Annotated in this window: 24 protein-coding genes and 2 tRNA genes; 16 read left to right on the top strand and 10 right to left on the bottom strand. The window is 57.6% G+C overall.

The window, feature by feature from the left end:
* Nucleotides 1–56 precede the first annotated feature (56 nt).
* The 4 genes from efeU to phoH all read left to right on the top strand — a co-directional run bounded on the left by efeU (nucleotide 57) and on the right by phoH (nucleotide 4686).
* Complete coding sequence (efeU, locus tag KFZ77_RS07035; protein WP_264385836.1) at nucleotides 57–887, top strand: iron uptake transporter permease EfeU; 831 nt, start codon at nucleotides 57–59, stop codon at nucleotides 885–887.
* 55 nt (nucleotides 888–942) lie between these two features.
* A complete protein-coding gene (gene efeO, locus KFZ77_RS07040; protein ID WP_264385837.1) occupies nucleotides 943–2064 on the top strand; it encodes an iron uptake system protein EfeO in 1122 nt (373 codons plus the stop codon).
* A 5-nt stretch (nucleotides 2065–2069) separates the two neighbouring features.
* A complete protein-coding gene (efeB, locus tag KFZ77_RS07045; protein WP_264385838.1) occupies nucleotides 2070–3356 on the top strand; it encodes an iron uptake transporter deferrochelatase/peroxidase subunit in 1287 nt (428 codons plus the stop codon).
* Nucleotides 3357–3897: 541 nt separating this feature from the next.
* On the top strand, nucleotides 3898–4686 hold the full coding sequence (phoH, locus tag KFZ77_RS07050; RefSeq protein WP_035890904.1) for a phosphate starvation-inducible protein PhoH: 789 nt from the start codon (nucleotides 3898–3900) through the stop codon (nucleotides 4684–4686).
* Nucleotides 4687–5088: 402 nt separating this feature from the next.
* Here the strand turns inward: phoH and KFZ77_RS07055 are convergent.
* Together KFZ77_RS07055 and KFZ77_RS07060 are read right to left on the bottom strand one after the other, a co-directional pair.
* Nucleotides 5089–5176 (bottom strand) — tRNA-Ser (locus tag KFZ77_RS07055).
* An 814-nt stretch (nucleotides 5177–5990) separates the two neighbouring features.
* A tRNA-Ser gene (locus tag KFZ77_RS07060) sits at nucleotides 5991–6078 on the bottom strand.
* A gap of 201 nt (nucleotides 6079–6279) precedes the next feature.
* On the opposite strand from KFZ77_RS07060, the gene ghrA reads away from it, so the two are divergent.
* From ghrA to KFZ77_RS07100, 8 genes are all read left to right on the top strand, one after another.
* The gene (gene ghrA, locus KFZ77_RS07065) at nucleotides 6280–7221 is read left to right on the top strand and encodes a glyoxylate/hydroxypyruvate reductase GhrA (RefSeq protein WP_264385839.1); all 942 of its coding nucleotides are present in this window, start codon (nucleotides 6280–6282) and stop codon (nucleotides 7219–7221) included.
* A gap of 63 nt (nucleotides 7222–7284) precedes the next feature.
* Nucleotides 7285–8022, top strand: a complete 738-nt coding sequence (locus KFZ77_RS07070; RefSeq protein ID WP_031520082.1) for a phosphatase — start codon at nucleotides 7285–7287, stop codon at nucleotides 8020–8022.
* Nucleotides 8023–8045: 23 nt separating this feature from the next.
* Nucleotides 8046–8615, top strand: a complete 570-nt coding sequence (locus tag KFZ77_RS07075) for a TorD/DmsD family molecular chaperone (protein ID WP_264385840.1) — start codon at nucleotides 8046–8048, stop codon at nucleotides 8613–8615.
* A 97-nt stretch (nucleotides 8616–8712) separates the two neighbouring features.
* Nucleotides 8713–9201: a DUF1097 domain-containing protein gene (locus tag KFZ77_RS07080; protein WP_031520078.1), complete on the top strand. Its 489-nt coding sequence runs from the start codon at nucleotides 8713–8715 to the stop codon at nucleotides 9199–9201.
* 182 nt (nucleotides 9202–9383) lie between these two features.
* Complete coding sequence (locus tag KFZ77_RS07085) at nucleotides 9384–9677, top strand: hypothetical protein (protein WP_264385841.1); 294 nt, start codon at nucleotides 9384–9386, stop codon at nucleotides 9675–9677.
* A gap of 140 nt (nucleotides 9678–9817) precedes the next feature.
* On the top strand, nucleotides 9818–12001 hold the full coding sequence (locus KFZ77_RS07090; protein ID WP_264385842.1) for a TonB-dependent receptor: 2184 nt from the start codon (nucleotides 9818–9820) through the stop codon (nucleotides 11999–12001).
* Nucleotides 12002–12097: 96 nt separating this feature from the next.
* Nucleotides 12098–12628 carry an O-acetyl-ADP-ribose deacetylase gene (gene ymdB, locus KFZ77_RS07095; protein WP_031520072.1) on the top strand — a complete coding sequence of 177 codons (531 nt, stop codon included), beginning with the start codon at nucleotides 12098–12100 and terminating at the stop codon, nucleotides 12626–12628.
* On the top strand, nucleotides 12573–14060 hold the full coding sequence (locus KFZ77_RS07100; protein ID WP_264385843.1) for a phospholipase D family protein: 1488 nt from the start codon (nucleotides 12573–12575) through the stop codon (nucleotides 14058–14060). Before ymdB ends, KFZ77_RS07100 begins: the two co-directional genes overlap by 56 nt.
* 39 nt (nucleotides 14061–14099) lie before the next feature.
* Here the strand turns inward: KFZ77_RS07100 and mdoC are convergent, their stop codons facing one another.
* Nucleotides 14100–15257 (bottom strand): glucans biosynthesis protein MdoC, encoded by a 1158-nt coding sequence (gene mdoC / locus KFZ77_RS07105; protein ID WP_264385844.1) that lies wholly within the window; start codon nucleotides 15255–15257, stop codon nucleotides 14100–14102.
* A gap of 281 nt (nucleotides 15258–15538) precedes the next feature.
* Between mdoC and mdoG the strand changes: the two genes are divergently transcribed.
* From mdoG to KFZ77_RS07120, 3 genes are all read left to right on the top strand, one after another.
* Nucleotides 15539–17074, top strand: coding sequence for a glucans biosynthesis protein MdoG (gene mdoG, locus KFZ77_RS07110; protein WP_152548358.1), 1536 nt, complete (start codon nucleotides 15539–15541; stop codon nucleotides 17072–17074).
* Entirely contained in the window at nucleotides 17067–19598 is a 2532-nt protein-coding gene (gene mdoH, locus KFZ77_RS07115) for a glucans biosynthesis glucosyltransferase MdoH (RefSeq protein WP_264385845.1), read from the top strand. Before mdoG ends, mdoH begins: the two co-directional genes overlap by 8 nt.
* Before the next feature lie 91 nt (nucleotides 19599–19689).
* Nucleotides 19690–19917 carry a YceK/YidQ family lipoprotein gene (locus tag KFZ77_RS07120; RefSeq protein ID WP_031520063.1) on the top strand — a complete coding sequence of 76 codons (228 nt, stop codon included), beginning with the start codon at nucleotides 19690–19692 and terminating at the stop codon, nucleotides 19915–19917.
* A gap of 3 nt (nucleotides 19918–19920) precedes the next feature.
* On the opposite strand, the gene KFZ77_RS07125 is transcribed toward KFZ77_RS07120, so the two are convergent.
* Together KFZ77_RS07125 and KFZ77_RS07130 are read right to left on the bottom strand one after the other, a co-directional pair.
* Complete coding sequence (locus KFZ77_RS07125; protein ID WP_031520061.1) at nucleotides 19921–20295, bottom strand: MysB family protein; 375 nt, start codon at nucleotides 20293–20295, stop codon at nucleotides 19921–19923.
* A gap of 164 nt (nucleotides 20296–20459) precedes the next feature.
* Nucleotides 20460–21380 (bottom strand): Kdo(2)-lipid IV(A) acyltransferase, encoded by a 921-nt coding sequence (locus KFZ77_RS07130; protein WP_031520059.1) that lies wholly within the window; start codon nucleotides 21378–21380, stop codon nucleotides 20460–20462.
* Nucleotides 21381–21606: 226 nt separating this feature from the next.
* Between KFZ77_RS07130 and trhO the strand changes: the two genes are divergently transcribed.
* Nucleotides 21607–22656, top strand: a complete 1050-nt coding sequence (trhO, locus tag KFZ77_RS07135) for an oxygen-dependent tRNA uridine(34) hydroxylase TrhO (RefSeq protein ID WP_031520057.1) — start codon at nucleotides 21607–21609, stop codon at nucleotides 22654–22656.
* 63 nt (nucleotides 22657–22719) lie between these two features.
* Here trhO and KFZ77_RS07140 read toward each other — a convergent pair whose 3' ends face one another.
* From KFZ77_RS07140 to bssS, 5 genes are all read right to left on the bottom strand, one after another.
* Complete coding sequence (locus KFZ77_RS07140) at nucleotides 22720–23295, bottom strand: YceI family protein (protein WP_264385846.1); 576 nt, start codon at nucleotides 23293–23295, stop codon at nucleotides 22720–22722.
* Nucleotides 23296–23309: 14 nt separating this feature from the next.
* The gene (locus KFZ77_RS07145) at nucleotides 23310–23864 is read right to left on the bottom strand and encodes a cytochrome b (protein ID WP_264385847.1); all 555 of its coding nucleotides are present in this window, start codon (nucleotides 23862–23864) and stop codon (nucleotides 23310–23312) included.
* 319 nt (nucleotides 23865–24183) lie between these two features.
* A complete protein-coding gene (locus KFZ77_RS07150) occupies nucleotides 24184–24297 on the bottom strand; it encodes a DUF2770 family protein (protein ID WP_072001966.1) in 114 nt (37 codons plus the stop codon).
* A 78-nt stretch (nucleotides 24298–24375) separates the two neighbouring features.
* Nucleotides 24376–25491, bottom strand: coding sequence for an N-methyl-L-tryptophan oxidase (solA, locus tag KFZ77_RS07155; protein ID WP_264385848.1), 1116 nt, complete (start codon nucleotides 25489–25491; stop codon nucleotides 24376–24378).
* 271 nt (nucleotides 25492–25762) lie between these two features.
* Nucleotides 25763–26017, bottom strand: coding sequence for a biofilm formation regulator BssS (gene bssS / locus KFZ77_RS07160; protein ID WP_029696377.1), 255 nt, complete (start codon nucleotides 26015–26017; stop codon nucleotides 25763–25765).
* Between the last annotated feature and the right edge of the window lie 187 nt (nucleotides 26018–26204).

Genomic DNA, 26204 nt, shown 5'->3' on the forward strand with positions numbered 1-26204 from the left:
GATCTTTACCTAACTTTGCAGCAATTGACCTTGCTTCACATTTAAGGATGCGCGGAATGTTTGTTCCTTTTCTCATTATGTTGCGTGAAGGGCTGGAAGCGGCGCTGATCGTCAGCCTGATTGCCAGCTATCTCAAGCGCACCCAGCGCGGGCAATGGATGGGCGCAATCTGGGTTGGGGTGCTGCTTGCCGCCGGATTGTGCCTCGGCCTCGGGATCCTCATCAATGAAACCACCGGCGAGTTCCCGCAAAAAGAGCAGGAGCTGTTTGAAGGCCTGGTCGCGCTGGTGGCGGTAGTGATGCTGACCTGGATGGTGTTCTGGATGCGTAAGGTGGCGCGTAACGTTAAGGCCGAGCTGGAGCAGGCGGTGGATAACGCGCTGGCACGCCGGGGGAATCATGGCTGGGCGCTGGTGCTGATGGTGTTTTTCGCCGTAGCGCGCGAGGGGCTGGAGTCGGTGTTTTTCCTGCTGGCGGCGTTTCAGCAGGACGTCGGGATCTGGCCGCCAGTGGGCGCGCTGTTGGGCCTGGCCTGCGCTGCGATACTCGGCTTCCTGATTTACTGGGGCGGCATCCGGCTCAACCTCGGCCAGTTCTTCAGGTGGACCAGTCTGTTTATCCTGCTGGTGGCCGCCGGACTTGCCGCCGGGGCCGTCCGGGCCTTCCATGAAGCGGGATTATGGAACCACTTCCAGACTATCGCCTTTGATATGAGCGGCGTGCTCTCCACCCATACGCTGTTCGGCACGCTGCTTGAAGGCATTTTCGGCTATCAGGAGAGCCCGACGGTCAGCGAAGTGGCGGTCTGGTTTATCTATCTGATTCCGACGCTGACGCTGTTCCTGCTGCCCGCAGGGAAACCGGTATACCGGCAGAACGCGCGTTGATACCTGGCGCCGTTTTGCTCATATTGTTACAACATACTTATTAATGGGAAGGATTATGATCGACAACTTTACCCTTCGCGCCCTGACGCTGGCGCTGTTGTTGCCAGGCAGCCTGGCAGTGCAGGCTGCAGAAACCCCGAAGGTCAGTGTGACCGTGACCGATAAACAGTGTGAGCCGATGTCGCTGACCGTCAACGCCGGTAAAACCCAGTTCATCATTAAAAACCAGAGCCAGAAAGCGCTGGAGTGGGAGATCCTCAAGGGCGTAATGGTGGTGGAAGAGCGCGAAAACATCGCGCCCGGCTTCACCCAGAAGATGACCGCCAACCTGCAGCCGGGTGAATACGAGATGACCTGCGGGCTGCTCAGCAATCCGAAAGGGAAACTGGTGGTGAAAGCGGCGGGCGCTGACGCCACGGCGGGGCAGAGCGATCTGCTGGCGCTCACCCAGCCAATCACCGACTACAAAACCTGGGTCAGCAGCGAAACGGCAGCGCTGGTAACCGGAACCAAAGCTTTCACCGAAGCGATCAAAGCGGGCGAGCTGGAAAAAGCTAAAGCGCTGTATGCCCCGACCCGCCAGCACTATGAACGTATCGAACCCATCGCGGAGCTGTTCTCCGACCTCGATGGCAGCATTGACGCCCGCGAAGATGACTACGAGCAAAAGGCCGCCGACCCGAAATTCACCGGATTCCACCGCCTGGAAAAAGCCCTGTTCGGGGATAACACCACCCAGGGAATGACCGATTACGCCGGCAGGCTTTATACCGATGTTGTCGATCTGCAAAAACGCATCAACGAACTGGCGTTTCCGCCGTCAAAAGTAGTTGGCGGTGCAGCCGGCCTGATTGAAGAAGTGGCGGCCAGCAAAATCAGCGGCGAAGAGGATCGTTACAGCCACACCGACCTGTGGGATTTTCAGGCTAACGTTGACGGCGCACAGAAAATTGTCAGCCTGCTGCGTCCGCAGTTGCAGAAAGCCGACCCGGCGCTACTGGCGAAAGTGGATGGTAATTTCGTCAAAGTGGACGCGATCCTGAAAAAATACCGTACTGCGGACGGCTTCGAAACCTACGACAAGCTGACCGATGCGGACCGTAACGCGCTGAAAGGGCCGATTACCGCACTGGCGGAAGATCTCTCTCTGCTGCGCGGCGTGCTGGGTCTGGATTAACAGTAATGCAGGGGAAGAAACATAACCCGGGCGTGAGCGAACCCTCGCGCCGTCAACTGCTGAAAGGGCTGGGTGCGCTGGGCGGCGCTTTTGCCGTCACGGGGGGATGCCCGGCCGCCCACGGCACGGTGCCTGCCACCTCGCCCGGCACGCTTGCGCCGGATGCGCGTCAGCAGCGCCAGCCATTTTATGGTCCGCATCAGGCCGGGATCCTGACCCCGCAGCAGGCGGCGATGATGCTGGTGGCCTTTGATGTGCTGGCCACCAGCCGGGAGGATCTCGAACGGCTGTTGCGCTTGCTGACCCGGCGTATTGCCTTCCTTACCGAAGGCGGCCCGGCACCGGCAACGCCCAATCCACGGCTGCCGCCGGCGGATTCCGGTATTCTTGGGGCAACGATCGCCCCGGACAACCTTACTGTTACGGTGTCGCTCGGGGCGTCGCTGTTTGATGCGCGCTTTGGCCTTGCGGCACTTAAACCGGCGAAGCTGCAAAAAATGACGCGTTTTCCCAACGACTCGCTGGATGCGGCGCTGTGTCATGGCGATCTGCTGCTGCAGATCTGCGCCAATACCCAGGATACGGTAATTCATGCCCTGCGCGACATTATCAAGCAGACCCCGGATTTGCTCAGCGTGCGCTGGAGGCGGGAAGGGTTTATCCCGGATCACGCCGCGCGCAGCCGTGGCAAAGAGACCCCGATCAATCTGCTTGGCTTTAAGGATGGCACTGCCAACCCGGACAGCAAAGACAGCGCGCTGATGGAGCAGATCGTCTGGGTCAGCCCTGACCAGCCCGAACCGGCCTGGACCCGGGGTGGAAGCTATCAGGCGGTGCGTATCATTCAGTTCCACGTCGAATTCTGGGACCGAACGCCGCTCAAAGAGCAGCAGACGATTTTTGGCCGCGACAAGCTGACCGGCGCGCCGCTCGGGATGGCCCGCGAGCACGACGAGCCGGACTATGCTGCCGATCCTGACGGCGAGGTGATTGCTCTTGATGCGCACATCCGGCTGGCTAATCCGCGCACCCCACAGACGCGCGCCAGTCTGATGATGCGCCGCGGCTACAGTTACTCGCTGGGCGTCACCGCCTCCGGACAACTCGATATGGGGCTGTTGTTTGTCTGCTATCAGCACGATCTGGAGAAGGGATTTCTGGCGGTGCAGCAGCGGCTCAACGGCGAGGCGCTGGAGGAGTACATCAAACCCATCGGCGGCGGCTATTTCTTTGCCCTGCCGGGCGTCGCGACGGCAGACGGCTGGCTGGGTGAAGCGCTACTCAATGCCTGATGACTCGCCCGTAAGGGCGGGTCATTTCCCGGCATAAATCATTCACTGACAATATTGATGCTTTTTGAGGCATCAATATTTTCTATGCCAGTGCCTTGATATATTTCTGTAATATTTCTCTGTCATAACGAGAAGCACCTGGCGGAACCGGCGCTCGTTATCATTTAGTAAAAATGATGTTGTAATTTTGATAACGTTTGCTGTAATTACTCCATAAGACGCTGTTTCCCCGACTGTGGCTGTATCACGATGGAGATTGCGAATGGTAGCGTCCTCATACGGACAACGTAGTAACCGAAACCGCACCATCCGGCATGGAGGAGCACCCTCCGGCAGCGCTATCTTCGCCCCTCAATATTCGCATCACACCGCAAAAACCCTTTTAACCGACATGGCGGATGCCGCGTCAGGCGGCATTGTCATGTCTTATCAACCGGCAGTAACTGGCTTACAAGGAAGCCAAACCTCAAATGTTCGTGCGCATAAGCGCGTCGCGCAGGGCGACGCGTACGATGTAAACCAACTTATCAAGGTGCCATCCATGGGAAGACAGAAAGCAGTGATCAAAGCTCGCCGTGAAGCCAAACGTGTGCTGAGACGGGATTCACGCAGTCACAAACAGCGTGAAGAGGAATCGGTCACATCGCTTGTGCAGATGAGCGGAGTTGAATCAATTGGCATGGCGCGTGACAGTCGTGATAGCTCACCGATTGTCGCGCGTACCGACGCTCAGGCGCACTATCTCAAGGCAATAGAGACCAAACAGCTGATTTTTGCTACCGGCGAAGCAGGGTGCGGTAAGACCTGGATCGCTGCGGCAAAAGCCGCTGAGGCCCTGATACATAAGGACGTTGACAGGATTATCGTTACCCGTCCGGTCCTGCAAGCTGACGAAGATCTCGGCTTCTTGCCCGGTGACATTTCGGAGAAGTTCGCGCCCTATTTCCGCCCGGTCTATGACGTACTGGTGCGACGACTGGGTGCCTCCTTCATGCAGTACTGCCTGCGTCCGGAGATTGGTAAGGTAGAAATTGCGCCGTTCGCCTATATGCGCGGACGTACATTTGAAAATGCCGTGGTGATTCTGGACGAGGCCCAGAACGTGACGGCTGCGCAGATGAAGATGTTCCTGACACGCCTCGGGGAGAACGTGACCGTTATCGTCAACGGTGATATCACCCAGTGCGATCTGCCGTCGGGCGTGAAGTCCGGTCTGAGCGACGCCATGGCACGTTTTGAAGAGGATGACCTGATAAGCGTTGTGACCTTCAGCAAAGAAGACTGCGTGCGCTCGGCGCTCTGCCAGCGGACCTTAAGCGCTTATAGTTGATTTACCTGCGTTCTGTGAAACCCGGTGCGCTTATCCGCATCGGGTTTTTTTATGGGTACGGACAGGGATATTCGTGAGGGGGGTAAGCGCAGCGCACCCACCAGAGTTAAACAGTGCGGCAGGAACTCGTAGGGTGGGTAAGCAACGCGCACCCACCATGCGGGCAGCACGGATGTTGAATGCAAAAAAAAGCCTGAACGTGAGTTCAGGCTTTCTCTTCAAATATGGCGGTGAGGGGGGGATTGACTCGCTGCGCTCGCCCTGCGGGCGACATGACCGCAAGCGGTCCTGTCGTCCAGGCGGTAAACCGCCTGTCGAACCCCGTCGGGGGTTCTCATCCGCCCCTCACGGAGCTACATGTAAAAAAAAGCCCGCATATAAATGCGAGCTCTTCTTTAAATATGGCGGTGAGGGGGGGATTCGAACCCCCGATACGTTGCCGTATACACACTTTCCAGGCGTGCTCCTTCAGCCACTCGGACACCTCACCATATTGTCTTGTTGCCCGATACCGCAGGGGGCAACGGGGCGCTACTATAGGGAGTCGACCGAAAAGGGTCAAGCAGATTTTTTCCTTTCCTTATCGTTCGGTTAAGGGTTGTACGTTTCGCTACGCAATTTGTGATTGGATGCAATCCGGAACCCGCTGCGGCGGGTGCGCGTCGCTTACCCGCCCTACGACGTTGGGGAAAAATGGGGCTCTTGTAGGGTGGGTAAGCGCAGCGCACCCACCATAAACGATGGTTAAGATGGGAATTTGTAGGGTGGGTAAGCGCAGCGCACCCACCATGCAGGCACCACGGATGTTGACAGGATCGGGGGGATTGACTCGCTGCGCTCGCCCAGGCGGTAAACCGCCTGTCGAACCCGTCGGGGGTTCTCATCCACCCCTCACGGTGCAACATGTAAAAAAAAGCCCGCATATAAATGCGAGCTCTTCTTTAAATATGGCGGTGAGGGGGGGATTGACTCGCTGCGCTCGCCCTGCGGGCGACATGACCGCAAGCGGTCCTGTCGTCCAGGCGGTAAACCGCCTGTCGAACCCCGTCGGGGCTTCTCATCCACCCCTCACGGTGCACCATGCAAAAAAAAGCCTGAACGTGAGTTCAGGCTTTCTCTTTAAATATGGCGGTGAGGGGGGGATTGACTCGCTGCGCTCGCCCTGCGGGCGACATGACCGCAAGCGGTCCTGTCGTCCTGGCGGTAAACCGCCTGTCGAACCCCGTCGGGGGTTCTCATCCACCCCTCACGGTGCACCATGCAAAAAAAAGCCTGAACGTCAGTTCAGGCTTTCTCTTCAAATATGGCGGTGAGGGGGGGATTCGAACCCCCGATACGTTGCCGTATACACACTTTCCAGGCGTGCTCCTTCAGCCACTCGGACACCTCACCATATTGTCATCCCGCTGACGGGACGGGCGCTAATGTAGGGAAAAGCACGCGGGGCGTCAACGTTCTTTTAACGCCTGCTGGCGCGTTTAGCTAAACTTCACGCAACTTGCTTTATAAATCAGCAAATCGCCGCTTTTTCTTTCTGATGAAAGGCTTGCATCAGATGGCAATTCGCGTAACGCTGGCGAAAAAGGAGACGCAATGAATATCATTTTCTATCACCCGACATTTGATAACGCATACTGGCTGTCCCATCTGCAACACCATCTCCCCGAGGCAAACATCCGAATCTGGCAACCCGGCGATAGCGATCCGGCGGATTACGCGCTGGTGTGGCACCCGCCGGTCGAGATGCTCGCCGGACGTGAGTCGCTGAAGGCCATCTTTGCCCTCGGGGCCGGCGTGGATTCCATCCTTAGCCGCCTGAAAACGCATCCCGACCTGCTGCCGCGTAACGTGCCGCTCTACCGCCTCGAAGATACCGGTATGGCGCGCCAGATGCAGGAGTACGCCGTAAGCCAGGTGCTGCACTGGTTCCGCCGCTTTGACGATTACCAGCTGCAAAAGCAGCAGGCGCAGTGGCAGCCGCTGGATGATTATCAGCCTGAGCAGTTCACCATTGGCATCATGGGGGCCGGCGTGCTCGGTAATAACGTGGCGCAAAGCCTGCAGGCGTGGGGCTTCCCGGTGCGCTGCTGGAGCCGCAGCCGCAAATCCTGGTCGGGTGTTGAGAGCTTCGCCGGGCCGGACGAGCTGGGCGCTTTCCTGCATGGCACACGCGTGCTGATAAACCTGCTGCCGAGCACCCCGGAAACCGAAAATATTATTAATCGCGCCCTGCTGGAGCAGCTGGCGGATGACGCTTATCTGCTGAATCTGGCGCGCGGCGTGCACGTCGTGGATGAGGATCTGCTGGCGGCGCTGGAATCAGGCAAGCTGAAAGGTGCCATGCTCGATGTATTCCGCCGCGAGCCGCTGCCGCCGGAGAGTGACCTGTGGCGGCACCCGCGCGTGGCTATCACACCCCATATCGCCGCGGTAACGCGTCCGCTTGAAGCCATTGCCTTTATTGCAAAAACTATCGGCGCGCTGGAGCGGGGTGAGGCCACCACCGGGCAGGTGGATCTGACGCGCGGCTACTGACCACTGCTAAAAATGCAGGTCAATACCTGTTATTCTTGCGGTAAATCACAGAAGGAGCGTCTTATGTATCCTGTTGACCTGCATATGCACACCGTTGCCAGCACCCACGCCTACAGCAATCTGCACGACTATATTGCTGCCGCGAAGCAAAAAGGCATCCGGCTGTTCGCCATTACCGATCACGGCCCGGATATGGCGGATGCCCCGCACCACTGGCACTTCATTAATATGCGCATCTGGCCGCGCGTAGTGGATGGCGTCGGTATCCTGCGCGGTATCGAAGCCAATATCAAAAATACCGCCGGGGAGATCGACTGCACCGGGCCGATGCTCGACTCGCTCGATCTGATCGTGGCGGGTTTCCACGAGCCGGTATTCCCGCCGCAGGATCAGGCCACCCATACCGAAGCGATGATCGCGACGATGGCCAGCGGGAACGTGCACATCATCAGCCATCCGGGCAACCCGAAATTCCCGGTAGATATTCCTGCCATCGCCGCGGCGGCAGCGAAATACGACGTGGCGCTGGAGATCAACAACTCCTCATTTATTCATTCGCGTAAAGGCAGCGGACCAAACTGCCGCGCCATTGCCGCAGCGGTACGTGACGCCGGAGGCCGGGTCGCGCTTGGCTCCGATTCCCACACCGCCTTTACCCTCGGCGATTTTGACGAGGCGCTGAAGGTGCTGCGCGAAGTGGATTTCCCGGAAGATCGTATTCTTAACGTCTCGCCGCGCCGCCTGCTGGGCTTCCTGGAGTCTCGCGGCATGACACCGATTCCCGAACTGAACGATATTTAACGTCACACCTTACTGGAACATTTATGAACGAGTTTTCGATGATTTGCCGCGTGCTTGGCTCCCTCTACTATCGCCAGCCGCAGGATCCGCTGCTGGCTCCATTGCTGGCGGCGATCCGCGAAGGCAAGCTGGCCCAGAGCTGGCCGCTGGAGCAGGACGGGCTGCTGGAACGTCTGCAAAACAGCGTGGACGACAGCAACGTGGCGGCGGATTATGCGGCGCTGTTCGTCGGCGCTGACTGCCGCGTGTCACCGTTCCGCTCTGCGTGGCTGGACGACGCCCCGGAAAGCGAGGTGAAAGCCTTCCTTACCGAGCGCGGCATGCCAATGGGCAGCACCCCGGCCGACCACTTTGGTTTTCTGCTGCTGGCCGCGTCCTGGCTGGAAGATAATGCCGCTGAAGACGAAAGCGAGGCGCTGGAAACCCTGTTCGCTGAGTTCCTGCTGCCCTGGTGCGGCACCTTCCTCGGCAAGGTTGAAGCCCATGCCACCACGCCATACTGGCGTACGCTGGCGCTGCTCACCCGCGAAGCGCTGGGCGCAATGTGGGACGAGCTGGAAGAAGAAGGCGAGCAGCCTGAGTCACAGGAGTGACATTAATCACGTTTATTATGTAACGCACTGTGCGTTATTAAAAATTATGTGACGCCAATCACATTTCATTGCGCGGCGATCGCTATGATACGCCGCTATGAAAACGCCTCTCTCCCTTGCTTTCACCACCGGCCTGCTCTCTGCCCTCTGGGCGTGGCTCGCCGTGGCGCTCAGCCTGCCATCCTGGGCGGGCTTCCTCGGCTGCACCGCTTTTTTCGCCTGTCCGCATCCGGGGCGAAAAGGGCTGCTTATCGCCTTCGCCACCGTCACCAGCGGCGTGGTATGGGCGCAGGTTATTATCCATGCGGGTGCGCTGGTGACAGCGCAGTGGTCAGGTTATGCCCTTACCGGCGTTATCGCGTTCGTGATGTGTATACAGGCCCAGCGCAGGCTGCTGGCCTTTATTCCCGGTACCTTTATCGGTGCCTGCGCGACCTTTGCCGGGCAGGGCGACTGGCACAGCGTGCTGCCGGCGCTGTGGCTGGGTGTGGCGTTTGGCGCGGCGATGAATTTCAGCGGACGCTGGCTGGCGCGGCCGCGCAAGGCAGCCGATGTAAAGCCCGATGCCAAAAGCCTGGCGGACTAGCGCCAGCGAGGCCTTCAACAAAACATTTACCACATAAATGAATGACCGGCCCGGAGTGTGAGCCACGCAGGGTTCTGAGAAATTATCCTGATCTGACACAGCAAAACCCAGCGGCTGTGCCAGAGTAAAATGACCGGACCCGTTATCGCTTTCATGGATGAGCTAACTCGCTGGAGTCATTCATGAAATCTATAATTTCAGCCCTGATTTTTTCTTTTATTACGACCGCTGCCCATGCCGGAAGTGGCACCATCCATTTTCGCGGCAGTATCGTTGAACCCCCGTGCGACGTCCGACCGGTTGACAATAGGCGACTGAACGTCAGCTGCTTTCATCGTGGGAAAGTGGTTGCTCGCCAGGTAGCCCTGAACCGGCTTAATGACTACGCAGCGGCCAGCGATGCCAGCGTCGCCTTCAATGTGCGCTGGCTTAATCCCCAGCGCACGCGCGCTATTGTGGACATTAACTACAACTGATCCTCAGGATTGTCTGAGCCCTGAAAAGGTGGTTCAGTTTTTTTTCTGAATACGATTAATCCTTGCAAAATATTACTGGCTAATGATAATCACGATCAAAATGATAATCGTTCTTGTTAATTACTTTTGCAGGGAAATGTATGATTTCACTACCTCTCAACCGGCCCGGCGCACGTCCGCGCCTGCTGGCGCTGGCTGTCAGCCTCGCCGTCGCCCCCGCCTGGGCGGCGGAAACCAAACCTGACGACACCATTACCGTTACCGCTTCACCTGACGCCGCGTTTCGCGCCGGGGGGGATGAGCTGGTTCCGGCGTATCTCGACGGGCAGGTGGCTAACGGGGGGCGTTTAGGCGGCCTCGGTGAACAGGACGCGAAAAACGTGCCGTTCAACGTCATCGGGTATACCGCGAAAATGATCGAAGATACCCAGGCCAACACCCTGAGCGACGTTCTGCGTTACGATGCCGGGGTACAGCCGGTGCGCAGCTACGGTAACTTTGGCGAGTCGTACCGCATCCGTGGGTTCCTGCTGGATGGCGATGATATCTCCTTTGGTGGGCTGTACGGCGTGCTACCGCGTCAGATTGTCAGCTCGCAGCTCGCAGAGCGCATAGAAGTTATCAAAGGGTCTAACGCCTTCCTGAATGGCGTCACCCCGGGCGGTTCAGGGGTGGGTGGTGCAATCAATATCGAACCAAAGCGGGCTGGCAGCGTACCGCTTAACCGCGTGACGGTGGATTACGCCCAGCGTGGGCAGGTGGGGGGAGCGATTGATTCTGGTCGTCGCTTCGGCGAGAACGATCGATTCGGCGTGCGTGTGAATTTGCTTCATCGTGAAGGTGAAAGCATGGTGCACGAGCAAAAGGAACGCATCAGCCTGGCAAGTATCGGGTTGGATTACAAAGGCGACAGCTTCCGTTCTTCTCTGGATGCCGGATGGCAGAAAATAACCAGTAGCTACGGTCGTATCAGCGTCGGTCTGGGTCAGGCGACGCAGGCACCCGAGGTGCCGGAAAACCGCACCAACTACAGCCAGCCGTGGGTGAATACCAATATGTCCAGCCGTTTTGCGGCGCTGCGCGGCGAGTATGACTTTGCACCAGACTGGACGTGGTATGCGGGGCTGGGCGGTGCAAACACTGATGAACGTGGGATCTCGGGTTCCGCCACTCTGCTCAATAATGAGGGAGATTCCCAGATCCGCCGCATGGATAGCCACTATATCGCGGACAGCGTCTCAGGCATGACCGGGGTGCGGGGCAAATTCGAGACCGGTTTTGTTGGTCACAGCATCAACCTCGGTTATTCCGGGGTATACCGTAAAGCTGGCTCCTCCTACACCATGTCGGCTTTTGTTCCGGGTTCTAATATCTATAACCCGAGCGTGCTTGCCTATCCGTCGGAGGATGCATTCAGCGGCGGGAATATGGGCGACCCGCACTACACCAGTCGTACCCGTTCAACGGGCACCTCCCTTTCAGATACGCTCTCCATGTTTGACGATCGCCTGTTGATCACCGCCGGGCTACGCCGCCAGAAGGTGGAGATCCACAACTACGACTATCAGGGTGTTGAGAAGCCAGCTGATACCTTCAGCGCGACGAAAGTCACGCCGGTATACGGTGTAGTGGTGAAGCCGTGGGATAACGTTTCGCTCTACGCGAACCATATCGAAGCGCTGCAGCCGGGGCCGACCGCGTCCAGCAAAGCGACCAACGCCGGACAGGTAATGGGCGCGATTCGCACTAAGCAAAATGAAGTCGGCGTCAAGCTGGATTACGGCCGTATTGGCGGCAGCCTGGCGCTGTTTGAGATTGAAAAGCCGGTCGGCATGATGGACAGCAATAACTACTACGGTATCTACGGTGAACAGCGTAACCGCGGTATGGAGCTGAACGTCTTCGGCGAGCCGGTGTATGGCGTGCGCCTGATGGGCAGCGCGCAGTGGCTGGCACCGGAATTAACGAAAACCCAGGGCGGCGCAAACGACGGCAATGATGCGCCCGGCGTACCGCGCTATCAGCTGCGGCTGGGCGGCGAATGGGACGTCCCGGCGCTGGAAAATGTGACGCTTAACGCTGCGGTGCTGCGTAACGGCTCTCAGTACGCTAATGCCAGCAACAGCGTCAAGCTCGATGCCTGGACCCGGCTGGATCTCGGGGCGCGCTACAGCATGAAGGTTAATGAGCAGACCCTGACCTGGCGCGCTACCGTAGAGAACGTTACCGATGAGAAATACTGGGCCTCGGTGGACGATTCAGGGACCTATCTCACCCAGGGCGATCCGCGTACCCTCAAACTCTCCATGTCGGTTGATTTCTGACCCTTCACGCGCCCGGTTAACGCCGGGCGCGTTGTTTCCACCGCTTCCCTTGCCGGTAATCTACACTCAATAGCAGACCCTATTGAGGACGTTGTTATGCAATCGCGAATTGAGATTTTGCAGGGAGATATCACGACGGTGGAAGTGGACGTGATTGTTAACGCCGCTAACCCGTCTTTACTGGGCGGCGGCGGTGTCGATGGGGCTATCCATCGCGCAGCCGGACCGGCACTGCTGGCCGCCTGCAAGAAAGTGCGTCAGGAACAGGGCGAGTGCGCGCCCGGCCATGCGGTGATCACCGAGGCGGGAGAGCTACCCGCGAAAGCGGTGATCCATACCGTCGGCCCGGTGTGGCGCGGCGGCGAGATGCAGGAGGAACAGCTGCTGCAGGATGCTTACCGCAATAGTCTGCAACTGGTCAGCGATAACAACTATCGCAGCGTGGCCTTTCCCGCCATCAGCACCGGCATTTACGGCTATCCCCGTGCCGCGGCGGCGCTGATTGCCTTCAACACGGTTTCAGATTATCTGACAACGCATCCGCTACCGGAGCAGGTATACTTTGTCTGCTATGACGACGAAAACACCAGCCTTTACCAGCGCTTACTTGCCCAGCTTGCCCTCTGACACCGCGCACAATACGCGTCTCGGGCGGGCCATCGCCCCTACGCGACGTGCGCACCCTGATCTGTGCGGCCTGCACCCGCTGGCCGACAGCCTCGATGCGTTTGCGTCGCGCTATCTGCTGGCCGGCATGGCGGAGCAGACCCTGGATGTGCAGTATTACATCTGGGAGGACGATATGTCCGGGCGGCTGCTGTTTCAGGCGCTGCTGGAGGCGGCGCAGCGCGGCGTTCGCGTCCGGTTGCTGCTGGATGACAACAACACCATCGGCATGGATGACGCTCTGCGCGCGCTGAACGCGCATCCCAATATCGACGTGCGGTTGTTCAATCCGTTCTCGTTTCGCACCCTGCGTGCGCTGGGCTATCTCACCGACTTTGCCCGCCTTAACCGGCGTATGCACAATAAGAGCTTTACCGTGGATGGCGAAGTGACGATAGTCGGCGGGCGCAATGTGGGGGATGCCTACTTTGGCGCCGGCGAGCAGCCGTTGTTTTCCGATCTCGACGTGCTGGCCATTGGTCCGGTGGTGGAAGACGTGTCGAAAGATTTTGAGCGCTACTGGAACAGCCGCTGCGTCTCAACGCTGCAGGATGTACTGCAGCTTGACGAGGCGGATATCGACCGACGCGTCAAATTGCCGGAAGCCTGGGAAGCTGACCCGGTTACCCAACGCTACCTTGAGCGCCTTGAAACCTCCACCTTCGCAACGCATCTCGAAGCCGGCACCCTGAGCCTGGTGTGGGCGCCGACGCGCCTGCTGAGCGACGATCCGCGCAAAGGCATGGGCAAAGCGCGCAGCCATACGCTGCTGCCCCAGCGTATGCTGACCAGCATCGGCCAGCCGCAGGAGGAGATCGATATTATCTCGTCCTATTTTGTGCCGACCCGGGCCGGAGTAGCCTGGCTGCTGGGGCTGGTGCGCAAAGGCGTGCGGGTCGCTATCCTCACCAATTCGCTGGCGGCGAACGATGTGGCGGTGGTGCACGCCGGATATGCGCGCTGGCGCAAAAAGCTGTTGCGCCACGGCGTGGAGCTTTACGAGCTGAAGCCGCAGCATCCGCCCGGCGCATTGCCGCACGATCGTGGGCTGACCGGTAACTCCGGCTCCAGCCTGCATGCCAAAACCTTCAGCGTCGATCGCCATAAGGTGTTTATCGGCTCGTTCAATTTCGATCCGCGCTCGGCGATGCTCAATACCGAGATGGGCTTTGTGATTGAGAGCGAAGAGCTGGCCGGCAAAATCCACACCCGTTTTACCCGCAGCCAGCGCGAAGCGGCCTGGGCGCTGCGTCTCGATAAGTGGGGACGTATCAACTGGGTCGAAGATCGGGACGGGAAAGAGGTGGTGTGGAAAAAGGAGCCGAAGACCCGACTCTGGCAGCGCATTCTGGTGCGTCTCGCCCACCGGCTGCCGGTGGAGTGGCTGCTGTGAGACTACGCTCTCCTTTATAAGCAAGGAGAGCGTAGACGGTTACCCGGCGGACGGCGCGGGGGCAGGGCGCTTCTGCGGCTTGCCCGAAAACAGGAAGCGCAGCAGCGGCACCCGCAAATGCAGTTCATACAGCACGGTCGCCAGACCGACCACAAACACCAGCCCGCACAGGAAACCAAGCGTATTCGACGCAATATGCGGCGTGATGTACGCCCCGAAGAACAGCGTCAGCGGGTGATGCACCAGATAGATAAACAGCGAGGCGTTAACGAAGTAGGTCACGCGCGGCGAGTGTGAGTTGAGCAGGCGATAGCCCAGGGCAAACACCACGTTAACCATGCAGATGCCCATCACCATAGTAATGACGCTCTCGGTTTCATACATCCAGGCATCGCCGCTGCCGTAGCGCTGGTTGAGCAGATAGGCAATAAACGCCAGCAGCGCACCCACCGCGTATGTCGGCGAAAGCGTCAGGAACTTCGCTTTCAGCGCCGGATACTTAAATACCAGCGCGCCCAGCAGGAAGAACGGCAGATAGAACAGGGTCTGCATTACGGTGAAGTTAAACAGCCCGTCGCGCAGAACCGGTTCCCAGCCCAGCAGCAGGGCGCGGCGAAACGCACCATACAGCACGCCTGCCAGCGCAAACAGCGCGATAAATTTCAGCGGCGTCAGCGAGGCGTAAAAACCGGCGCGCGGCGAGCGCACGCTATTGCGCATTTTCTGGAAGATAAACAGGCTGACGGTGGTCAGGATCACCAGCACCAGCAGGAACCAGAGGTGCGAGGTGAGTTCCCATACCAGGGTGTTGTATTTGTCATACAGCGAGAGCGCCTGCCAGTCCGCGGTTTTACTTTTTACGTACTGCAGCATAATAAACTGCGGCAGCGTCAGTAGAGGTATGGCGGTGAGCATGGGAATGCCGACGCGCTCAACGCGCACCTTCCACCATTTCTTACGCGTATAGCGCAGAAACAGCATGTAAGAGAAATAACCCGAAATAACGAAAAACACCTGCATCCTGAAAGCGTGAATAAAATCGTTAAATAAGGTAAGCCACCAGGTTGGCGTGGCGCTGTTCACATGCCAGGCGTGGCTCGAATAGATGAGAGAAATGTGAAACGGAATCCCCAGCAGCATTAACCATGCGCGAATCGAGTCGAGGAAGTATTCGCGCTGGGCGGGTGTGTCAGTCATATAACTCCGGATATTCTCGGACTAATCGTCTTATCCCTTAGACAGTTTCTGTCTACATTCGGTGGCAACCCTACACAAACGAGCGCACACTGTCTCCAGGACAAAGTCGTAAAGTGAAATTCATTCGCTTTCATTTGCTTAATCTGCTTATTCCCTGAGCCAGTGCGGTGAACAAAGCGGGGATTGTGTTGTCGGAAAGCGGAAGTTTCCATTAAAATGGATTGGATTGATTTAAGCACACAAAGGGGGAAGTGCTTAGTTATATGAAACATAAAACACAGATGTTGAAAATGCGCTGGCTGGGCGCCGCAGTGATGATGTCCCTTTATACCACTTCGGTTTGGGCCTTCACTATCGATGATGTCGCAAAACAGGCAAAATCTCTGGCAGACAAGGGCTATGAAGCGCCGAAAAGCAACCTGCCTGCCGTATTCCGCGACATGAAATATGCGGACTACCAGCAGATCCAGTTTAATCACGATAAAGCGTACTGGAACGCCCTCAAAACCCCATTCAAGCTTGAATTCTACCATCAGGGCATGTACTTCGACACGCCGGTCAAAATCAATGAAGTGACCAGCACCACGGTTAACCGTATCAAATACAGCCCGGACTACTTCAATTTTGGCAACGTCCAGCATGATAAAGACACCGTAAAAGATCTCGGCTTCGCCGGCTTTAAGGTGCTTTATCCCATCAACAGCAAAGATAAGAACGACGAAATTCTGAGCATGCTCGGCGCGAGCTATTTCCGCGTTATCGGCGGCGGCCAGGTGTATGGCCTCTCGGCGCGCGGGCTGGCTATCGATACCGCTCTGCCGTCTGGCGAAGAGTTCCCCCGTTTCCGCGAGTACTGGATTGAGCGTCCGAAACCTGCTGATAAACGTCTGACTATCTATGCGCTGCTTGATTCGCCGCGCGCTACCGGTGCCTATCGCTTCGTGATCACCCCGGGACGTGATACCACCGTTGACGTGCAGTCAAAAGTCTATCTGCGCGATAAAGTCGGCAAACTGGGCGTGGCGCCGCTGACCAGTATGTTCCTGTTCGGGCCAAACCAGCCGTCGCCGACCACCAATTTCCGCCCGGAGCTGCATGACTCCAACGGGCTGTCGATTCACGCCGGTAACGGCGAGTGGATCTGGCGTCCGCTGAACAACCCGAAACACCTGGCGGTGAGCACCTTCGCGACCGAAAACCCGCAGGGCTTTGGTCTGCTGCAGCGCGGCCGTGAGTTTGCGCGCTTTGAAGATCTGGATGACCGCTACGACAAACGTCCGAGCGCGTGGATCACGCCGCAGGGTCAGTGGGGCAAAGGGAAAGTCGAGCTGGTGGAAATTCCGACCAACGACGAAACCAACGATAACATCGTGGCCTACTGGACACCGGATCAGCTGCCTGAAGCCGGCAAGGAGATGAACTTCAAGTACACCATCACCTTTAGCCGCGATGAAGATAAACTCCACGCTGCCGATAATGCGTATGTGACGCAGACCCGCCGCTCTACCGGTGATATCAAGCAGTCGAACCTGATCCGTCAGCCGGACGGCACCATCGCCTTTGTGGTGGACTTCGCCGGCGCGGCCATGAAAAAGCTGCCGGAAAACACCCCGGTTACCGCCCAGACCAGCATTGGCGACAATGGCGAAATCGTTGAAAACAGCGTGCGCTATAACCCGGTCACCAAAGGCTGGCGTCTGATGCTGCGCGTAAAACTTAAAGATCCGAAGCAGACCACCGAAATGCGTGCTGCTCTGGTGAACGGCGAGCAGCCACTGAGTGAAACCTGGAGCTACCAGCTACCTGCCAATGAATAAGAAAACTGAGTATATCGAGGCGCTGTCGCTTCCGGCTGAGCAGAAGGTGATTGTGGCGGCTGCGGACGATCTCCGCGCCGTTCATCAGGCGCTCAGCAGCGAAGGGCAGACGTTTTCTCGTGAAGATGATTTTCCACTCGGGTCAGTAAAGACCCGCCTTGAGCACAACTGGCCCGACGCCACCCGCGGCGAGCAGCTCATCGTTGATGATGAGGGGCGCACGCAGATTCAGGCGATGCCGAAGGCGACGCGTTCGTCGATGTTCCCGGAAGCGTGGCGCACCAACCCGGTGGGTCGCTTCTGGGATCGTCTGCGCGGTCGCGACGTACCGCCGCGCTATCTGCGTCTCTCCAAAGAGGAGCAAAAAGCGGAGCAGAAATGGCGTATCGTCGGCACCATCCGTCGCTACATCCTGCTGCTGCTGACGCTCTCTCAGACCGTGGTCGCGACCTGGTACATGAAAACCATTCTGCCGTACCAGGGCTGGGCGCTGATTAACCCGTCCGACATGCTGGGCCAGGATCTGCTGGTCTCCTTCATGCAGCTGCTGCCGTATATCCTGCAAAGCGGCATCCTGATCCTGTTCGCCATCCTGTTCTGCTGGGTGTCAGCGGGCTTCTGGACCGCGCTGATGGGCTTCCTGCAGCTGCTGATTGGCAAGGATAAGTACAGCATCTCTGCCTCGACGGTGGGCGATGAGCCGATCGATCCGGCGCACCGTACAGCGCTTATCATGCCAATCTGTAATGAAGATGTGGATCGCGTGTTTGCCGGTCTGCGCGCCACCTGGGAGTCGGTGAAAGCCACTGGCCAGCAGGCGCACTTCGACGTCTACATTCTCAGCGACAGCTATAACCCGGACATCTGCGTTGCCGAGCAGAAAGCCTGGATGGAGCTTATCGCTGAAGTGCAGGGTGAAGGGCAGATCTTCTACCGTCGCCGCCGCCGTCGCGTGAAGCGTAAAAGCGGTAACATCGATGACTTCTGCCGTCGCTGGGGCAATCAGTACAGCTACATGGTAGTGCTGGACGCCGACTCGGTGATGACCGGTGATTGCCTGACCGGGTTGGTGCGCCTGATGGAAGCGAACCCGAACGCCGGGATCATCCAGTCGTCGCCGAAAGCCTCTGGTATGGATACGCTCTATGCGCGCTGCCAGCAGTTTGCCACCCGCGTCTACGGCCCGCTGTTTACCGCCGGCCTGCACTTCTGGCAGTTGGGTGAGTCGCACTACTGGGGCCATAACGCCATTATCCGCGTGAAGCCGTTTATCGAGCACTGCGCGCTGGCACCGCTGCCGGGTGAAGGGTCATTTGCTGGCTCTATCCTGTCGCACGACTTCGTGGAAGCGGCGCTGATGCGTCGCGCCGGCTGGGGCGTGTGGATCGCCTACGATCTGCCGGGTTCCTATGAGGAGCTGCCGCCGAACCTGCTGGACGAGCTGAAGCGCGACCGCCGCTGGTGTCATGGCAACCTGATGAACTTCCGCCTGTTCCTGGTAAAAGGTATGCACCCGGTGCACCGCGCGGTGTTCCTGACCGGTGTGATGTCCTACCTCTCGGCACCGCTGTGGTTCCTGTTCCTGGCGCTCTCTACGGCCTTGCAGGTGGTGCATGCCCTGACCGAGCCGCAGTACTTCCTGCAGCCACGGCAGCTGTTCCCGGTATGGCCGCAGTGGCGTCCGGAGCTGGCCATTGCGCTGTTCGCCTCAACGATGGTGCTGCTGTTCCTGCCGAAGCTGCTGAGCGTGGTACTGATCTGGTTCAAAGGCTCGAAAGAGTACGGCGGTTTCCTGCGCGTTACGCTCTCGCTGCTGCTTGAGGTGTTGTTCTCAGTGCTGCTGGCACCGGTGCGCATGCTGTTCCATACCGTGTTCGTGGTCAGCGCGTTCCTCGGCTGGGAAGTGGTCTGGAACTCGCCGCAGCGTGATGACGACTCCACGCCGTGGATCGAAGCCTTCAAACGCCACGGTTCGCAGATGCTGCTGGGTCTGGTCTGGGCGGTCGGTATGGCATGGCTCGACCTGCGCTTCCTGTTCTGGCTGGCACCGATCGTGTTCTCGCTGATCCTCTCCCCGTTCGTGTCGGTGATTTCCAGCCGCGCTACCGTTGGCCTGCGCACGAAACGCTGGAAGCTGTTCCTGATCCCGGAAGAGTACAACCCGCCGCAGGTGCTGGTGGATACTGACCGTTATCTGGAGATGAATCGCGCTCGCGCCCTGGAAGACGGCTTTATGCATGCGGTGTTTAACCCGGCATTCAACGCTCTGGCAATCGGTATGGCGACCGCACGTCACCGCGCCAGCCAGGTGCTGGAGATTGCCCGCGATCGTCACGTTGAGCAGGCGCTGAACGAGACCCCGGAAAAGCTGAATCGCGACCGCCGCCTGGTGCTGCTGAGCGACCCGGTAACCCTGGCGCGTCTGCATTATCGCGTCTGGTCTGCGCCGGAGCGCTACTCCTCGTGGGTCAGCCACTACGATACGCTGCAGATGAATCCGCACGCGCTGCGCCACACGCGCTAACCGCAGTACACAACACCATACCGGCCTTCGGGCCGGTATTTTTTTGGTTTTTTAACGCGTGGTTATACTCAGAAGAAAGGGGAGGTGCGGTATGAAAGCAGTGGCGATGGTGTTAATTGCCTGTTTGCTCTCGGGATGCGGCAGCATTATCAGCCGGACCATTCCCGGGCAGGGCAAGGGCAACCAGTATTACCCCGGCGTGCAATGGGACGTGCGTGATTCCGCCTGGCGCTATGTAACGATCCTCGATCTGCCGTTTTCACTGGTGTTCGATACGCTACTGTTGCCGGTGGATATCGCGCACGGCCCTTATGAATAGCGCTTAGCGCTCGTCCCACTCGTCAGCGGCAGCCTTGCCCTCTTCGGTATCAAGGGGAGGCTCAAGCTGAAATTCGCCTTCATCCCACTCGTGCAGCGTGTTCTCTTCCAGCCACTCCTGACGCAGCTCAATCTCGTCAAAGTCGCCGTCAAAGACGCTCTGCGCCGCTTCACCGCTCAGCAGCGACAGACACTCACCGTCATCCCCCTCTTCGGCGAAAAACTCGGCCTGCCACATGATGTCGCCATCCTGTAATACATACTTCTGGACGTTGAACTGTTCAATGCTGGCATCCTCTTCTTCAATGCCAGGATTGTTAGCGAGAAACTCTTCGCGCGCCGCGTCGATAGCTTCTTCTAAGGTGGCATACATGGTCATAGGTTTCTCCCTGATTACAGACGTGTGTTTTCAGGAAAGGATAGCTGAAGATTCGAAACAGCAAGGAGCGGGGATAAAAAATCTTACGATGTTTGTCGCGGCTCGCAGCCGGACGGGGGAATGAGCATAAAAAAACGCCCCCTGAGCAGGCAGGGGGCGGGCGATCAGTAGCGGGAGGGCACGCCTTCCGGACGCGTTTTGAAGCGGCGATGCAGCCACATGTACTGGTCCGGGGCCATCATCACGCAGCGCTCCACCACCTTGTTCATCCAGGCGGCGGTGGTTTCGGCATCGTCCAGCGGCGGATCGAACTCTGGTTCCATGAGGATCATTTCATAGCCGGTGCCATCCGCCTTACGGCGCGGCACAAACGGCAGGATAGCCGCCCCGGAGGTTTTCGCCAGCATCCAGGTGCCGGTGGTGGTGGCCGCCTGCTCGACACCAAAGAACGGCACGAACACGCTGGCGCGCGGGCCGTAGTCGTGGTCCGGTGCATACCAGATCACTTCGCCTTTCTTCAGCGCCTTGATCATGCCTTTGAGATCTTTGCGGTCGATCATGCTCTTGTTGGAGCGCATCCGGCCCCAGGTCTGCAGCCAGTCCAGCAGCGGGTTGTCGTTCGGACGATAGACGCCAATGCCCGGCTCGTTGATACCAAAGATGCGCGCCCCCAGTTCCAGAGTCAGGAAGTGCACGCCGAGCAGCAGAATGCCGCGCTTCTGCGCCTGGATGGCTTTGATGTTCTCCAGCCCGCGCACGCTGAACCAGCGCTGAATACGCCAGTCCGGCCAGAACCAGGCCATGCCGGTTTCAATGAGACCCATACCGACGGATTCAAAGTTTTTTACCACCAGCTCGTGACGGGCTTTTTCATCCATTTCCGGGAAGCAAAGTTCCAGATTGCGATACGCAATGCGCGCCCGGCGCTTCATCACCCGCATGGCTATGCGGCCAAGCAGACGGCCCAGACGACGCAGCAGCGGGTAGGGCAGCAGCACGATCAGCCAGAGCAGGCCGATGCCAAGCCAGGTCAGCCAGTAGCGCGGATGGAGCAGTGCCCGGGAAAATTGAGGTAAATGCGTCATGAAAGTCCTGTTATATGAGCGAATTCAGTGCTACCGGGTATTGTGACACTTTTTTGCCGCTTGCCAAAACCGCTGCCAGGCAAGTGCGCAAAGAACCGGCAATCTGTGATGCTTTATCGTTAAAGTGATGCAAATGTAGCGCAAAATGCAGGGATGTAAATTATGGATAATTGCTATATCATGCCGGCCGATTCATTTCACTCACGAATGCAGGACCACGTACACCATGCCAGTGTTACACAACCGCATCTCGAATGAGGCGCTCAGAGAACGTATGCTCGCCGAAACCGAGCCGCGTACTACCATCTCATTCTATAAGTACTTCACCATTGCCGATCCGAAAGCCACGCGCGATGCGCTCTGGCAGGCGTTTACCGCGCTGGACGTGTTTGGCCGCATCTATCTTGCCCACGAAGGCATTAACGCCCAGATAAGCGTGCCGCAAAGTAAAGTCGACGCGTTCCGCGACGTGCTGTACGGCTTCGACCCGGCGCTGGACGGCCTGCGTCTCAACATCGCGCTGGATGACGACGGCAAATCCTTCTGGGTGCTGCGCATGAAAGTGCGCGAACGCATCGTAGCCGACGGCATTGACGACCCGGATTTTGATGCCAGTGACGTCGGCGACTATCTCAAAGCGGCGGAAGTGAACGCCATGCTCGACGATCCGGACGCGGTGTTTATCGATATGCGCAACCACTACGAGTACGAAGTGGGCCATTTCGAGAACGCGCTGGAGATCCCGGCGGATACCTTCCGCGAGCAGCTGCCGAAAGCGGTTGAGATGATGCAGGAACATAAAGACAAGAAAATCGTCATGTACTGCACCGGCGGCATTCGCTGCGAGAAAGCCAGCGCCTGGATGCGGCACAACGGCTTCAGCAAAGTGTGGCACATCGAAGGCGGGATCATTGAGTACGCCCGCCGCGCCCGCGAACAGGGGTTGCCGGTACGCTTCGTCGGTAAAAACTTCGTGTTTGACGAGCGCATGGGCGAGCGTATCTCCGATGACGTGATTGCGCACTGCCACCAGTGCGGTACGCCCTGCGACAGCCACACCAACTGCAAGAACGACGGCTGTCATCTGCTGTTTATCCAGTGTCCGTCGTGCGCGGCGAAGTTCAACGGCTGCTGCAGCGAACTGTGCGCTGAAGAGTCGGTGCTGCCGGAAGAGGAGCAGCGTCGCCGCCGCGCGGGCCGTGAAAACGGCAATAAGATCTTCAATAAATCCCGCGGGCGTCTGAATACCCGGCTGGGTATTCCCGATCCGGAATAAGCGCCAGCGATAAAAAAAGGGCAGCGAGGGATAACCCCGCTGCCCTTTGTTGTTTCTGGCGTCTTACTTCTGACGCACACCTTCCACAGAGATAATCAGCTCAACGTCCTGAGACGCCGGGCCGAGATCGGTGGTGATGTTGAAGTCTTTCAGGTGGATCTTGCCTTCCGCTTCAAAGCCAGCGCGCACGCCGCCCCACGGATCGTCGCCCTGACCCATCAGCTTCGCTTCAAGGGTGACCGGTTTGGTAACGCCGTTCAGCGTCAGGTTACCGGTGATGTCCAGCTCGTCGCCATCTTTCTTCACGGCGGTGGAGACGAAGGTCGCCTGCGGGAATTTCGCCACGTTCAGGAAGTCAGCGCTGCGCAGGTGCTTATCACGCTCGGCGTGGTTAGTATCCACGCTGGTGGTGTTGATGGTCACGTTGACCTTATCGGCCGCCGGATTTTTTTCATCGAAGGTAAAGGTACCGTCGAAATCATTGAAGGTTCCGTACAGCCAGCTGTAACCCAGGTGCTGAATGCGGAAGTTAACGAAGGCGTGCTGGCCCTCTTTATCAATTTTGTAATCAGCAGCTACGGCAGAGCCGGTAGTGAACAGCAGGGCACCTAAAGTAACCCCCAGCAGGCTTTTTTTCATGTTTCGCTCCATGGTTAACGTGACGTTTTCCCCAGCATGCGCTTGAGGGTGACATCTTTATCGATGAAATGGTGTTTAAGGGCGGCGAGGCCGTGCAGCACGGAGAGGATCACCACGCTCCAGGCCAGCCAGAGATGAATTTGTCCTGCCAGATCGGCCTGCACCCCGGCATCGGTAATGGTCGCAGGCACTTCAAACAGACCGAAAACGGAAATTGGTTTACCGTCAGCGGTCGAGATCAGATAGCCGCTGATAAGAATTGAGAACAGGATAACGTACAGCAGAATATGGGCCGCCACCGCGCTGAGGTGGGTGAGGCGGGAGTAGCTGGCCAGCGCCCTGGGCGGACGGGAGATGAAGCGCCAGATCACGCGCACGACCATCACCATCATCAGCAGGATGCCGATGCTTTTATGCAGCTCCGGTGCCGGATGATACCAGCTGTCGTAATAGCCGAGGGTGACCATCCATAAACCCAGGCCAAACATGCCGTATACCGTTGCCGCAACCAGCCAGTGGATTGCCACCGAGACCACACCGTAACGCGCAGGAGAATTACGCCACTGCATAGCACTTCTTCCGTTAATAAAAAGTAATGGAAATAACAATGGCGTGTGAAAATAAGAAAAGCAATAAAAAAATAATTATTGGAAAGGGAATGTTATTTGGTTCGAAATTTTTGGTGATGTAATGGGTGTCATCGACAAAAGCGTCGATTGATTTATGGCTTTTTGACCACACCATACTGATAAATGGCGTTTTTTGGCGATTTAGTCACGCGCGTGATTTATTCTAATAATCTGTTGGAATATAAATAAATTTTCAGTTATTTGTCAGCTTACTGTAAATATAAGTCATCTGGTGTCAATGTGAGCGCAGCGGGAAATATTACAGCGTGGCGATAAGAAATATATCCAGAATAGCCAGCACTACCCACAGCACGATATACAGCATCAGGTGTTGACGCACATTATTGATTAAAAATTGAATAACTCGACGCATCAGGCGTTACCGCAGATTAAGGATGAACGCCGCGCCCGGCGGCGGAGTTGTACCCCGGCATGATGCCGGGGAAAGTTGCTAGCGGAAACGCGCCAGGGAAAACGGGGCCAGATCCAGCGCCGGCGTTTCACCGGCGGCGAACTGCGCGGCGATTTCACCCAGCACCGGGGCGAACTTGAAGCCGTGGCCGCTGAGTCCGGTGATCACCATGATGGCTGGCTGGTCGGGCAGGGTGTCAATGATGAAATCTTCGTCCGGGGAGTTGTCATAGGTGCAGGCTGCGCCGTACAGGCAGCCGCCGATGCCCGGCAGGAACTGGCGCAGAAACGCAAACGCCTCGGAGCCGTCGCCCGGGTAGCCGCCAAACGGCTTGCGCTCTTCAGCGCTGGAGATGGGCTGCCCGCCGTTATGCTTGCCGATTTTCAGGGCGTCGTTCTCCGCCGGGAAGCCGTAGAACTGGTCGCCGTTGTCCATCTCGCCGGTAAAGGCCGGGAAGTTATTCTTCACGCTGTAGCGCCCGTCAGCCTGGAACCAGCCGAACACCTTGCGTACCGGCGTAATCGGCAGGTCGGGCAGCAGCTTGCCGACCCAGGTTCCGGCGCTGACCAGCACTTTCGCCGCGCTGTAGATGCCGTCGGCGGTGGTCACGTTTACGCCGTCGGCGGTAGACTCAATGGCGCTGACCGGGCAGTTAAACAGCTGCGCGCACCCGGCTTCCCGCGCCAGGCGGATCCACTCCCGGACGGCGTTTTCACTGTGCAGCACGCCAGAGTCAGGTTCAAACAGGGCGATGTAGTGGTCCGGAACCACGATCTCCGGCCAGCGGGCAGCAATCTCCGCCGCCGTGAGGGTTTCCAGCGGCAGCTGGAACTCGCGCGCGCTTTGCGCGACGTTGGTGAGGAAATCAGACTCAGCCGGGCCAAGGTTAACCACGCCGCTGCGCTCGAAGATCGTTTCTTCAGTTTGCGCCTGCAATTCATCCCACAGCGCCTGGGCGCGCAGCACCAGCGGTACGTAACGCTCGCCTTCACCATAGGCGTGGCGGATAAGCCGGGTATCGCCGTGGTGGCTGCCTTCCTGATGCGGCGGGTGGAAGCTGTCTACCATCAGAACCTTTAATCCGGCGCGCGTGGCGTAGTAGCCTGCCGCTGCGCCCGTTGAACCGCTGCCGACAATAATTAAGTCATAGTGCATGGGATTTTCTCTGTGCAATAACTGATGGTTAGCAGAGTAATTAAGGCGATCGCGATACTCAAGAACTACGTCAAATTATTCGCGGCCGTCGGGATTTTTTATCAGGAATATAGCGGGCAATTAGCAGAGAAAATATCTCCCTGCAAATCATAAGCGTATTCAGCGATCGCAGCCGGTTATTTACCCGGTGCGCGATGATAATTAAGCGGCGCCAGAAATAAGTCAGGCACCCGATGGGGTGCCTGTGAGGTGGGAAGAGAGCACGGTTAACTCAGTGCTTACGATAATCATTTTCCTGGTATTCACCGGACTCAATCTTTGCAATACCGGCTTCAAGAATGGAGATAAATTGTCGTGCCACATCTGTGGTAAGCCACAGGGTGCTGCCTACTTCCGTTTCATCATGATCGTCCTGCGGGGCTGCCAGATAGTGCAGGCGCAGCATCAGCGCATCGTAACTGTCTACGGTGCTGATGTCCCATCCAACAAGGGGATGAGTCTGGATTACTTCATTATTCTTAACCATTATAACCCCCTTAATGCGTGTTAAAAGACAACGACTTTTGAGGTTCAATGCGTGTTTTCAGTTTTATTGAAGCTTGTTAAGTATATCAACGTTTATACGAAAAACAGCAGCAATTAAATACCTTGCAACATAAATTTGCTGATTTCTGATTTAATTGCACATTTAAGCGGCAAAACGGCGGAAATAA

The sequence above is a fragment of the Siccibacter colletis genome, assembly GCF_025914095.1.
Lineage (GTDB): Bacteria > Pseudomonadota > Gammaproteobacteria > Enterobacterales > Enterobacteriaceae > Siccibacter > Siccibacter colletis.